Here is an 11,991-nt window from a genome sequence, read left to right as displayed (position 1 = left end):
CGCTCGCGCTGCCAGCTCCATTATTTGATGCTTACTTCTGAGACACCACACTAGCACCGTGCAAAGTAAGCCAATGACGAAATCTCACTACCAAGCAGTTTTGCTGTCTTCTCTCATCCTTGGCTTCATGGGTGTTGCCGTTGATTTTGCCGTCCCAAGTCAAATTCCCGAGGGGATACGCAATGCCGAAAGCGCTCACTTTGCTGAGATGTCACTACCTCGATTGCTGTTCGGTGTGACTCTAAGCTTAACCAGCATAGCGCTCGTCTTAGTTGCAACTTACGGTCTATACCGGTTCCGGCACTGGGCTCCAAGGCTGGCGGTTCTTGGAACAGCAACCTCACTTCTTGCAGGGCTAGCGGGTGGACTTTACGTCCAGTCGGGTATCGCCGCTATCTTGACTTTTGTAGCGTCTTACGCATGGGGGGCATCCGTTGTGCTTGCCTACGCGCAGCCGTATCGCGCATGGTTCGGGGTGTCTAACCAGCCGTTGCAGGCGACCGCCTCCGGCGGTGTCTGAACTCAAACATTCAGCGTCCGTCTTCATTCGCTGCCACTGACTGCCCCTGGCCGTCCACGAACGGAGGTCTAGTTCAAACCAACCGTTCGGGATCGGTCTTAGTTTCGCCTTGAACCTGCAGGTTCTCGAATCTCAAACCGGTGCGATCGTCGGCACACTCAATAATCCATCCGCCTTGAACATCCCCCGAATCCCCCGCACCGCTTGCCGAATCCGCGCCTCGTTCTCGATCAGCGCAAAACGCACGTACTCATCCCCCTGGTCGCCAAAGCCTATGCCGGGCGACACGCAGACCTTGGCTTTCTCCAGCAGCTGCCGCGCAAACTCCAGCGAGCCCAGCGCGCGGTAGGGTTCGGGGATGCGGGCCCAGATGTACATGCTGGCCTTGGGGCAGTCCACGGCCCAGCCTGATTCCGTGAGGCCTTTGTAGAGCACGTCGCGGCGGCGCTGGTATTGGGCGGCGATGTCTTTCACGCATTGCTGGTCGCCCTCCAGCGCGGCGATGGCCGCGACCTGCAGCGGGGTGAAGGTGCCGTAGTCGTGATAACTCTTGATGCGGGCAAGGGCCGCCACCAGGTCGGGGTTGCCCACCATGAAGCCCACGCGCCAGCCAGCCATGTTGTAGCTTTTGCTCAGGGTGAAGAACTCCACCGCCACGTCCTTGGCGCCGGGCACTTCCATGATGCTGGGGGCCCGGTAGCCGTCGTACACGATGTCGGCGTAGGCCAGGTCGTGCACCACCAGGATGTCGTGTTTTTTGGCCAGGGCGATCACGCGCTCGAAGAAGCTCAGCTCCACGCACTGCGCGGTGGGGTTGCTGGGAAAGCCGAAGATCATCATCTTGGGCTTGGGGTAGCTGCCGCGAATCGCCTTTTCGAGTTCGGCAAAAAAATCCACGTCAGGCGCCACGGGCACGCTGCGGATGTCGGCGCCAGCAATCACCGCGCCGTAGATGTGGATGGGGTAGCTCGGGTCGGGCACCAGCACGGTGTCGCCCCGGTCCAGCGTGGCCAGCATGAGGTGGGCCAGGCCCTCTTTGGAGCCGATGGTGACGATGGCCTCGGTGTCGGGGTCGATGTCCACCGCGTAGCGGTCTTTGTACCAGTGGCTGATGGCGCGGCGCAGGCGCGGGATGCCTTTGCTGGCGCTGTAGCCGTGGGTGTCGGGCCGCTGGGCCACCTCGGTGAGCTTGGCGACGATGTGCGGCGGCGTGGCCCCGTCGGGGTTGCCCATGCTCATGTCGATGATGTCTTCGCCACGGCGGCGGGCAGCCAGTTTGAGCTCGGCCGTGATGTTGAAGACGTAGGGAGGAAGGCGATCGATGCGCGCAAAGCGGCGCTTGCCCTGAGAAGCAGACATGCTGTTGAACTTTCACGTAAGCGCCCGGAACCGTCCGAGCGACGTGGCTGGCAGAAAGGCCGGCCCGTAGGCACTGTACCGCAAAGCCACGCTACGATGGGGGCATGAACACGACGAATCCCACCTTCGCTGGCGTGCAGGTGCTGGCCTTCGATATCTTCGGCACCGTGGTCGATTGGCACGGCTCCATCGTGCGCGAGATGCAGGCGCTGTACCCCGCGGTAGATGGCGACGCCTTTGCACTGGCCTGGCGTGCAGGCTATCAGCCCGCCATGGCGCGTGTGATGCGGGGCGAGCAACCATGGACCTTGATTGACGACCTGCACCGCGGCATCCTCGACGAGATCCTGCCGCGCTTTGGCCTGGCGCACTTGCCCGAGGCCGAACGCCGCCACCTCAACCGCGTGTGGCACCGGCTCAGCGCCTGGCCCGACAGTGTGGAAGGCCTCACACGGCTCAAGCGGCGTTTCACGATCACCACGCTATCGAACGGCAACATCGGCCTGCTCACCAATATGGCCAAGCGCGCCGGGTTGCCGTGGGATTGCGTGCTGAGCGCCGAGGTCTTCAGGGCCTACAAGCCCAGCCCCGACACCTATCTGGGCGTGGCCCGCGTGTTTGATCTGCAGCCCGAGCAGGTGGCACTGGTGGCCGCCCACCACGACGATCTGGCCGCAGCGCGGGCCTGCGGCCTGCGCACGGCGTACATCGAGCGGCTACACGAATTTGGCGCGGCGCAACCCAAGGATGTTTCGCCACAGCCCGGCAATGACCTGCATGCCACGGACCTGAACGATCTGGCGCGAATGCTAGTCCCCTGAATCAGGGCACTTTCCTGCGCTGCCAGGGTGGTCAGTGCGCCACCAGCAGCTGCACGAACATCTGCACCTTGGCGTGGCATTCCGCGCTGATGGAGGTGAACTCCAGCCCGGCCACCCACTCGTCGCCTTCTTTCTTGAGGTTGATGACCCGCGCATACACATCGGCCACGCGATAGTCCACCAGCGGTAGTTCGAACTCCAGCTTGATCTCGCTGTGGGGCTCCAGCGGTTCGATCAGCTCTACCAGCAAGCCGTGGTAGCCAATGTCGCGAATACCACCGTGCACGATGTGGGGCACCACGATCTTGTCCCGCATGCGCTGGCACAGGCAGGGCAGGCGCGCGTCCACCCGGTGGCTGCGCCGGAACTCCTGGCGCGGCACCTTGAGTTTTTGCGAAGGAATGGCGATCAGCTCGCGCAGGCTCACCGGCTGCGTGCGGCCTTTCACATAGACCAACATCGGCTCAGACGCCGACACCAAACCCCAGCACCGCTGGTAGGTCGTGTCGCTGATGAGCACCTGGCCGCGCAGGCTCAGGGCCTCGATGCGCGAGGCCAGGTTGACCGCTTCGCCGATGACGGTGTATTCGGAATACACGTCGGAGCCAAAGCGCCCGGCCATCACCGTGCCGGTGTTCACACCAATGCCCAGAAAAACCTCGGGCAACCGCTCGCGCAGGTGATCCAGGTTCAACTCGCGCATGGCGATCTGCATCTCGACGGCGCACAGCAGCGCGCGGTCCACATCGTCGTCGCGTGCCTGCGGCGCACCGAACAACACCATGATCGAGTCGCCCATGAACTTGTCGATGCTGCCCTGGTACTTGAACACCACCTCGCTCAACCGCGCCAAGCAGCGGTTGAGCGCGGCAATCACCACCGAGGCAGGCTGCGAGCCCGACAGCGCCGTGAAGCCCCGCAGGTCGGCCAACAAAATGGTGACCTCGCGCGGCACCACGGACAGGCCTTCGGTGGCCGCGCCATCGGGGCATTCCATGCCACGCAGGATGGTCGCCATGTCGGCCAACGCCTCTTGCCGGAGCGGGGCGCCCGTCTCGCGTTCGATCAGCGCCTGCATGCGGCGCACGGCATCGTGGTGAAATTCTTTGTGCATAGGATTCGCCAAAAAGCCGACCGGGGGCCGTACTTGCGGGGGCGACCCCTTGCAAACACCCATCCGCGCCAGCGAACATCGGCTCCCAGAATAGGCCTCCATCCCGGTGCGGGTCAAGCCAGTGAAACCACTGCGGGCCAAACCGCAACACCCCGGCACCACCGCGATGCGCGCAGTGCAGAAATATGGTTCTTTTTAGCCTCTAGCGCTTACAGAACAATCGCAAGGAGCTATCAAAATAGAAGCATTTCAGGCCAATTCACCCCAACGCCAGCCGCTGCACGCGCCCAAACTCCCCCGCCACCCCGTCGTAATCCCACCGTTCGGCATACCGCTCAGGCCCTGTTGCGGCGGTGCCCGAGGCCTCCACGCCCAGCACCACCAGGCTGTTGGGGCTGCCATGGCGCAGGCGGCGCGACACGGCCGTGCCCGCGCGGCTGACCCACAGGCCCGGCAGATGCTCTCTGATGCCGGGCTCGTGCACGTGACCAGACAGCAGCATCTGGGCGCCTGCGGCATGCCATCGCCGCACGGCTTCGTCGGCGCGTGCGGGGCGGTGGGCGCGGTCATCGGCATCGCGGCCCACCAGGGGGTGGTGGCTGGCCACGATGCGCCAGGCGCCGGGCGGCGCGCGCTCCAGCAGCGCCGCCACATGCTCGATCTGCGCCGACGAGAGGCTGCCGCGCTCATGGCGCCAGGCGCGCGTGGTGTTCACCCCCACCACGTAAAACGCCCCGGCTTGCCGCACGGGCTCGTTCTCCAGCCCAAACTGCTTCGCGTAGCGCTCGTAGGCCCTGCCCCAGCGCATCCACCAGGCAAACAGGGGCAGGTCGTGGTTGCCTGCCAACACCAGGGTGCTGCGGGCCTGCAGGCCCCGCACGAAACGCGCCGCCTGCGCAAACTGGCTGGCAGTGGCGCGCTGCGTGAGGTCGCCCGACACCACGGCCATCGACACACCCAGGCGCTGCGCCAGACGCAGCGCTGCATCACACACGGCAGGGTCGTGCGCGCCAAAGTGCAGGTCCGACAGGTGCATCAAGACGGTCATGGCGACAGTGTGAACGCTGCGGGCGGGCAATGCGAGCGCGGTGTCATGCAGGCACCCCATCGGGTTGGGCAACAGCCGCTGGCGCGGCCTGGGCCACATCGTCGCGCACCAGCGGGCCGGGCGCCACCAGCCACAGCGGGCGCGCACCCAGGTGGAAATGCAGGGGCGGCGCGATCCATTCGCGCTCGCCGTCAAACGCCACCTTGACCTGGGGCGGGCGCCAACTGGCGGGCTCCACGGTCAACTCAGAGCAGGCCATGCTGAGCACGGCATTGTCTTTGTGGAGCTGGCCCGTGGCCGCATTCCACACCGTGCATGCAATGGCCCAGCGGCCCTGGGGCTTGAGCATCACCACCGCCAGTTTCCCGCCCTCGGCCACCATTCGCGCTTGCGGCAGGCCCATACGCTCCAGTTGCAGGGGGTTGTTGCCGACGAACAGCGTGGTGACCAGGTGCTCTTCTTGCCGCACCTCGGCGCCCTCGTGCGTTTTCATCACCACGCGCCAGCGGCGGCCAGATGCCGGGCGGAACAGGCTCCACACGGCCGCCGCCACCGCCACCCCGCGCGTGCGGCCAAACCGGCGCGAAGCCATTTCGCGGTCGGCCAGCAGCTTGGGGTACAGCCCCACACTGGCGTTCACCACGAACATGCGGCGGTTGACAAACCCCACCTGCACGGGGCGCAGAGCGCGCTCGTCCAGCGCCTGCAGCAGTTCCCGCACGGCGGTTTCGGGGTCGAGCGCCAGGCCGTGCTCGCGACTGAAGTAGTTGAACGTGCCCATGGGCACCACGCCCATCGGCACACCAGCACGCAGGGCCGCCGCAGCCACGGCGTTGATGGTGCCATCGCCACCCGCGGCCACCACCAGCCCGCCATCCGCCTGGGCCGCCTGCGCAGCGGCATCGGCCAACTGCACGATGTCGCCACGCCGGGCGGGCACATGCCACACCACGTCGTGCGCCTTCCAGGCGGTCACGCCTTCGAGCTTGGCACGCAGCAGGTCCAGATCGGCGCCGGGGCGCTTGGGCACCACCAGGTGGATGGGGCCACGGCAGCGGGCGGGGTGTGAAGGCTCAAGAGGTTTCATGGTGGTGCAGGTTCGCAGCGGGGTGCGGCGGCCATTGAGTTGAAAGCAAGAGGCAGTGGCGGCGCACGCATCAACCCCGGCTTGTAGGTTCTGTGGTCGATCACAGCATCCTCGCACAGGGGGCCTTGGCAGCGCAGCCAGCAGCGGCGCCTTGCACCTGTCAGCGCGGGCCGACAACAAACAGCCCATCGCCCATTCTCCCCACAAGCTGGTGGGCTGCTGCGCGCTCCTGTAAAAAGGGCGGATGCCCTGCAGGGTGATGGCAAGACCCGCCCACCATCCCACACACAATCGACGATGACCACCACGACAACCACCACCATGGCGCAAGCCGCTGAACTGGGTGCGATGCTGGCCCACCACCCCTTGGAAGTCTGGATGGTTGGCATGCTGGCGGCAGCCCTGCTGGGGCTGGCAGGCCTGGCCGCCCTGCGCGCTGCCCAGCGCCGCCTGCGGCCCGCACAGGCACGCGGTGCCTTGTTGCTGGCAATGGGCGCCTGCGCCTTTGCGATGGTGCTGGCGGGCTCTGCCATGGCCGCCCTGGCCGCCAGCGGCCGCACCGGCGGCCCCTGGGGCGTGCTGGACAACGCGCTGGCCGCAGGCCTGCAAGCGCAGGCCCCCACCGCCGTGCTGCAGCTGTTTGCAGCACTCACCCACATGGGCGATACCTGGGTGCTGACCGCCCTGACAGCAGTGGTGGCCGCCGCGCTGTGGCTGCGCCAGCACCGGCCGCTGGCCACTGGCTGGCTGGTGGCCATGGCGGGCAATGGCGCGCTGACCCAGGTGCTCAAAAATCTGTTCGAGCGCGTGCGACCCGAGCACCTGCACGGCATTGCGCAGGCAGACGGTTTCAGCTTTCCCAGCGGGCACAGCAGCGCCTCGATGGCGGCGTATTCCATGCTGGCTTACTTGGCCACGCGGCTGCTGCCGCGCCCCTGGCATGCACCCGCCGTGGTGGTAGCGGGGGTGCTCATCGTCACCGTCGGCTGGAGCCGCGCGGTGCTGCAGGTGCACTACGCCAGCGACGTGCTGGCAGGCTGGCTGCTGGGAGGCACCTCGATGTTGTGCTTCGTGCTCGTCATGGAGAGCATGTCGCGCTGGCGCAGCAACCAGCAGCCCGGTACGGAGCAGGCCTGAACACTCATCAAATCAATCAAATAGCGACCAGATTGCGGATGCCCTTGGCCTCCATCTCGCTGCCCGGCCCGCGCGCGATCACCTCGCCGCGCTCCATCACTAGGTAGTCGTCGGCCAGCTCCTGCGCGAAGTCGTAGTACTGCTCGCACAGCAGAATGGCCATCTCGCCCTTGTCGGCCAGCATGCGGATCACGCGGCCGATGTCTTTGATGATGCTGGGCTGGATGCCTTCGGTGGGCTCATCCAAAATCAGCAAACGCGGGCCAGGCGCCAGCGCCCGCGCAATGGCCAGTTGCTGCTGCTGCCCGCCCGACAGATCACCACCCCGGCGCTTGAGCATTTGCTTGAGCACAGGAAACAGCTCGTACAGGTGCGGCGGCACGGGGGTGGAACCGCTTTTGTAGGCCAGGCCCATGCGCAGGTTTTCTTCCACCGTGAGGCGGCCAAAAATTTCACGGCCCTGTGGCACGAAGCCAATGCCAGCGCGGGCGCGGTCGTACGGCATGGCCTTGTCGATGGGTTTGCCATCGAAGTTGATGGAGCCGCTTTTGATAGGCACCAGGCCCATCAGGCTTTTGAGCAGCGTGGTCTTGCCCACACCGTTGCGACCGAGCAGCACGGTGACTTTGCCAGGGGTGGCAGTAAGGCTCACGTCGCGCAGGATGTGGGAGCCGCCGTAGTACTGGTTGATGTTTTGGACGGTGAGCATGGTCTTTTTTAGGTGTGTTTTGCCTCTAGCGCTTATTTATCAAGCGCTAGTAGCTATTGTTTTTGAAGTAGCTGTTGCGTGGGCTTGACTTGTCGAAGCTTGGGCGCCGCCCCCGAACCGTTCGGGCTGAGCTTGTCGAAGCCAGGGCTTGTTGGCTGGTTTGGGCGGGGTGCCTGGGTTCAGGGCGGGAGCCGGGGTGTGCGCCCGGCGGCGCAGTGGCTTTCTTTTGCTTCGCCAAAAGAAAGTTACTCGCACGCCGGGCGACTCCCGGCCTCCGCCCTCAACACAAGCATGCTTTTCAAACCAGCACGCCCCAGCTTCGACAAGCTCAGCCCGAACGGACTGGAAACGCCCCAGCTTCGACAAGCTCAGCTCGAACGGGTGGAGTGGCTCCAGAAAATCAGAAAGAGCAAAGCGGCACACCACCATCACCGCCCCAAATAAACCTCAATCACCCGCTCATCCGCTTGCACCTGATCGAGCGTGCCCTCGGCCAGCACCGAGCCATCACACAACACCGTCACCTTCTCAGAAATCGTGCGGATAAAGCCCATATCGTGCTCTACCACCATCAGCGAATGTTTGCCCTTGAGCGTCAGAAACAGCTCCGCAGTCCGCGCCGTCTCCTCATCCGTCATCCCCGCCACCGGCTCGTCCAGCAGCAGCAACTTCGGGTCCTGCATCAACAGCATCCCAATCTCCAGCCACTGCTTTTGTCCATGGCTCAGGTTGCCCGACTGCCGCGTGACGCTGTCGGCCAGGTGGATGGTGTGCAGCACCTCGGCCAACCGATCGGACTGCGCAGAGTCCAACCGGAAGAACATGCTCGACTTCACGCCCTTGTGGGTCTTCAAAGCCAGTTCCAGGTTCTCGAACACGCTGAGTTGCTCGAACACCGTGGGTTTTTGAAACTTGCGGCCAATGCCCAGGCTGGCAATCTCGGGTTCGTTGTGGCGCAGCAGGTCAATGGTGCTGCCAAAAAACACCGTGCCCTGGTTGGGCCGCGTCTTGCCGGTGATGATGTCCATCATCGTCGTCTTGCCCGCACCGTTGGGGCCGATGATGCAGCGCAGCTCGCCGGGCGCGATGTCCAGGCTCAGGCCGTTGATGGCCTTAAAGCCGTCAAAACTCACGTGCACGTCTTCGAGATACAGGATGCGGCCATGGGTCACATCTACCTCGCCAGGCACCGCAATGCGCGAAAAGCCTGCAGCGCGGCCGCCCGATTCGGTCTGGCCCAATGCCACCGGCGCCAGCTTTTGCTGGAAACGCCGCGCGCCTTCTTCCATCAGATCGGGCGTCATTGCGCGGCTCCCTTCTCGTTATTCTTCTTCGTCATCATCATGAGCTTTTTGGCGAGCCCCACCACACCATTGGGGAGGAACAACGTGACGGCAATGAACAGCGCGCCCAAAAAGTACAGCCAGAACTCTGGTGCCGTCACCGTGAGCCAGCTCTTGGCGCCATTGACGATGAAGGCCCCCACGATGGGTCCGATCAGCGTGGCGCGGCCCCCCACGGCTGCCCACACGGCGATCTCGATGGAGTTGGCGGCGCTCATCTCGCCAGGGTTGATGATGCCCACCTGGGGCACGTAAAGCGCGCCTGCCACGCCACACATCATGGCGCTGATGGTCCAGATGGTGAGCTTGTAGGGCAGCGGCGAGTAGCCTGAAAACATGACGCGCGTTTCAGCATCGCGCACGGCCTGCAGCACGCGGCCGAACTTGCTGCGCACCAGCCAGCGTGCCAGCAAGAAGAAACCCAGCAGCGCCAGTCCCGTCATCACAAACAGCGTCATGCGCATGGTCGGAGTGGCAATCGGTGTGCCCAGAATGCGCTTGAAATCGGTAAAACCGTTGTTGCCGCCAAAACCCGTCTCGTTGCGAAAGAACAGCAGCATGGCCGCATACGTCATGGCCTGGGTGATGATCGAAAAGTACACGCCCTTGATGCGCGAGCGAAAAGCGAAGTAGCCGAACACAAACGCGATGACACCCGGCACCGCCACGATGAGGATCAGCGTGGCAATAAAGCTGTCAGACAACATCCAGTGCCAGGGCAGCTCCTTCCAGTCGAGGAACACCATGAAATCGGGCAGGTCGCTTTTGTAGTTGCCGTCGCGGCCGATCTGGCGCATGAGGTACATGCCCATCACGTAGCCGCCGAGTGCAAAGAACAAACCGTGGCCCAGGCTCAAGATACCGGTGTAGCCCCAGATGAGGTCCATGGCCAATGCGCAGATGGCGTAGCACATGATCTTGCCCAGCAGCGCCACGGCGTAGTCGCTGAGGTGAAACGCGCTGTCCGCAGGCACCCACAGGTTGAGCACGGGGGCGACGGCGCACACCACGATGAGCGCCACGATGAAGGCCGACCAGCCACCGCGCGTGAGCAGCGGCGCGGGTGTGGGCAGTTGGATGTTGGGAGAGGTTGGCGTAGTCATGATCTGTCGTCTCTGGTGCTTCAGTCGGCCGTACGCCCTTTGACCGCGAAGATGCCCTGGGGCCGCTTCTGGATGAAGATGATGATGAACACCAGCACCGCAATCTTGGCCAGCACCGCGCCCGCCCAGCCTTCCAAAAACTTGTTGAGGATGCCCAGGCCCAGCGCGGCATACACAGTGCCTGCGAGCTGGCCCACGCCGCCCAGCACCACCACCATGAAGGCATCGACGATGTAGCTCTGGCCCAGGTCCGGCCCCACATTGCCCACCTGGCTCAGTGCACAACCGGCCAGGCCCGCAATGCCCGAGCCCAGCGCAAAGGCCATGGTGTCGATGCGCGCAGTGTTTACGCCCATGCACGAGGCAATGGGGCGGTTTTGTGTGACGCCGCGCACAAAAAGGCCCAGGCGGGTGCGGCTGATGAGGTAGCCCATGCCCAGCAGCACGGCCATCGCAAAGCCGATGATGACCAGCCGGTTGTAGGGCAGCGTGAGGTTGGAGAGCACCTGCACGCCGCCGCTCATCCACGCGGGGTTTTCCACGCCCACGTTCTGCGCGCCAAAAATCGTGCGCACCAGTTGCATCAGCACCAGGCTGATGCCCCAGGTGGCCAGCAGCGTCTCCAGCGGGCGGCCGTACAGAAAACGCAGCACGCCGCGCTCCAGCACCGCGCCCACGGCGGCCGATGCGCCAAACGCGAGCGGCAGCGCGGCGACCAGGTACCAGTCGAACGCACCCGGAAAATACTTCTGGAAGATGCCCTGCACCACATAGGTGGCATAGGCACCGATCATCATCAGCTCGCCATGGGCCATGTTGATCACGCCCATGAGCCCGTAGGTGATGGCCAGGCCCAGCGCCACTAGCAGCAAGATGGAACCCAGGCTGATGCCCGAGAACGCAGCGCCCAGGCGCTCGCCCCAGGCGAGTTTTTCGTCCAGCGCCTTGAGGGCTGTCTGCAGCGCAGCCCGGGCTTTGGGGTCCTCTTCCACGGCCATGCGCTCGTTCAGCAGCAGGCGGGTGTCGGGCGTGGCGCTGGCCGACAGGGCCCGGGCTGCGGCGATGCGCTGTGCGGCGTCGTCACTGCCGAGCAAGGTGGCGGCGCGCGCCAGCTCCAGTTGGGCCTTGATCTTGTCGTTGGTCTCCTGCGCCAGCGCCTTGTCGAGCAGGGGCAGGCGGCCCGCGTCGGGCTCCTTGGTCAGCGCCTTGGCGGCGGCCATGCGTGCGACTTCGTCCTTGCCAAACAGCGCCAGGCCCGCCAGGGCCGTGTCGATTTCGCCGCGCATGCGGTTGTTGTTGATGATGTCTTCGGCATCGGCGGGCACGGGCACTTCGGCGCCGGTCACGGGGTCAATGCCCTTGTCACCCTGCACGATCAGGGCCTTGCCGCCCGCCACACGCACTGCGTCGTCAGCCAAGGCCTGCAAAAAAGCAGCGACCCGATCGCTGGGTTCTGCCACCGCCTGCTGCACGGCAGCCACGCGGTCGTCGGTTTCGCCCACCGCCATGGTCAGAGCCTGCTCGGCTGTGAGGGCGTGCGCCTGGGCCGCCGCGCACAGCCACAGACAAGCGATCAGGCGGAAGAAAAAGGAAGAATGCATGAAAGGGCCAGTGGGTCAAAAAAGGCGGCCGGCCTGTGCGGCGCGCACAGCCCAGACCAGTGCCCCCCGCGCAAGGGCCGCCCCGCCGCGCTGGGGGCGTCCCCCTGCCCGCATCGCGCAGCGATGCGAGAGCGGGGGGAAGGCGCAAA

The 11,991-nt window shown here is 64.7% G+C and carries 11 protein-coding genes; 3 read left to right on the top strand and 8 right to left on the bottom strand.

Annotated elements, in window-relative coordinates:
- Positions 1 to 73: 73 nt before the first annotated feature.
- The gene (locus Q0105_RS00150) at positions 74 to 520 is read left to right on the top strand and encodes a hypothetical protein (RefSeq protein ID WP_298207492.1); all 447 of its coding nucleotides are present in this window, start codon (positions 74 to 76) and stop codon (positions 518 to 520) included.
- Positions 521 to 652: 132 nt separating this feature from the next.
- Here the strand turns inward: Q0105_RS00150 and alaC are convergent, their stop codons facing one another.
- The gene (gene alaC / locus Q0105_RS00145) at positions 653 to 1,879 is read right to left on the bottom strand and encodes an alanine transaminase (protein ID WP_298207490.1); all 1,227 of its coding nucleotides are present in this window, start codon (positions 1,877 to 1,879) and stop codon (positions 653 to 655) included.
- 104 nt (positions 1,880 to 1,983) lie between these two features.
- Here alaC and Q0105_RS00140 point away from each other — a divergent pair, with 104 nt between their 5' ends.
- Entirely contained in the window at positions 1,984 to 2,700 is a 717-nt protein-coding gene (locus Q0105_RS00140) for a haloacid dehalogenase type II (protein ID WP_298207488.1), read from the top strand.
- A 31-nt stretch (positions 2,701 to 2,731) separates the two neighbouring features.
- Here Q0105_RS00140 and Q0105_RS00135 read toward each other — a convergent pair whose 3' ends face one another.
- The 3 genes from Q0105_RS00135 to Q0105_RS00125 all read right to left on the bottom strand — a co-directional run bounded on the left by Q0105_RS00135 (position 2,732) and on the right by Q0105_RS00125 (position 5,949).
- Positions 2,732 to 3,814: an adenylate/guanylate cyclase domain-containing protein gene (locus Q0105_RS00135; protein ID WP_298207486.1), complete on the bottom strand. Its 1,083-nt coding sequence runs from the start codon at positions 3,812 to 3,814 to the stop codon at positions 2,732 to 2,734.
- Between the two features lie 259 nt (positions 3,815 to 4,073).
- Positions 4,074 to 4,862, bottom strand: coding sequence for a metallophosphoesterase (locus Q0105_RS00130; RefSeq protein WP_298207484.1), 789 nt, complete (start codon positions 4,860 to 4,862; stop codon positions 4,074 to 4,076).
- A 43-nt stretch (positions 4,863 to 4,905) separates the two neighbouring features.
- On the bottom strand, positions 4,906 to 5,949 hold the full coding sequence (locus Q0105_RS00125; RefSeq protein ID WP_298207482.1) for a diacylglycerol kinase family protein: 1,044 nt from the start codon (positions 5,947 to 5,949) through the stop codon (positions 4,906 to 4,908).
- A gap of 297 nt (positions 5,950 to 6,246) precedes the next feature.
- On the opposite strand from Q0105_RS00125, the gene Q0105_RS00120 reads away from it, so the two are divergent.
- The gene (locus Q0105_RS00120) at positions 6,247 to 7,086 is read left to right on the top strand and encodes a phosphatase PAP2 family protein (RefSeq protein WP_298207480.1); all 840 of its coding nucleotides are present in this window, start codon (positions 6,247 to 6,249) and stop codon (positions 7,084 to 7,086) included.
- Between the two features lie 16 nt (positions 7,087 to 7,102).
- Here the strand turns inward: Q0105_RS00120 and urtE are convergent, their stop codons facing one another.
- The 4 genes from urtE to urtB all read right to left on the bottom strand — a co-directional run bounded on the left by urtE (position 7,103) and on the right by urtB (position 11,842).
- Positions 7,103 to 7,795, bottom strand: coding sequence for an urea ABC transporter ATP-binding subunit UrtE (urtE, locus tag Q0105_RS00115; RefSeq protein WP_298207478.1), 693 nt, complete (start codon positions 7,793 to 7,795; stop codon positions 7,103 to 7,105).
- Between the two features lie 428 nt (positions 7,796 to 8,223).
- On the bottom strand, positions 8,224 to 9,099 hold the full coding sequence (gene urtD / locus Q0105_RS00110) for an urea ABC transporter ATP-binding protein UrtD (RefSeq protein WP_298207476.1): 876 nt from the start codon (positions 9,097 to 9,099) through the stop codon (positions 8,224 to 8,226).
- Positions 9,096 to 10,241: an urea ABC transporter permease subunit UrtC gene (gene urtC, locus Q0105_RS00105; protein WP_298207474.1), complete on the bottom strand. Its 1,146-nt coding sequence runs from the start codon at positions 10,239 to 10,241 to the stop codon at positions 9,096 to 9,098. Before urtC ends, urtD begins: the two co-directional genes overlap by 4 nt.
- Positions 10,242 to 10,261: 20 nt before the next feature.
- Positions 10,262 to 11,842, bottom strand: a complete 1,581-nt coding sequence (gene urtB, locus Q0105_RS00100; protein ID WP_298207472.1) for an urea ABC transporter permease subunit UrtB — start codon at positions 11,840 to 11,842, stop codon at positions 10,262 to 10,264.
- Positions 11,843 to 11,991: the final 149 nt, after the last annotated feature.

The sequence above is a fragment of the Acidovorax sp. genome (genome assembly GCF_027492855.1).
Classification (GTDB): domain Bacteria; phylum Pseudomonadota; class Gammaproteobacteria; order Burkholderiales; family Burkholderiaceae_C; genus Acidovorax.
The sequence above is the reverse complement of the archived record's forward strand: the minus strand, read 5'-3'. Positions and strand labels throughout refer to the sequence as shown.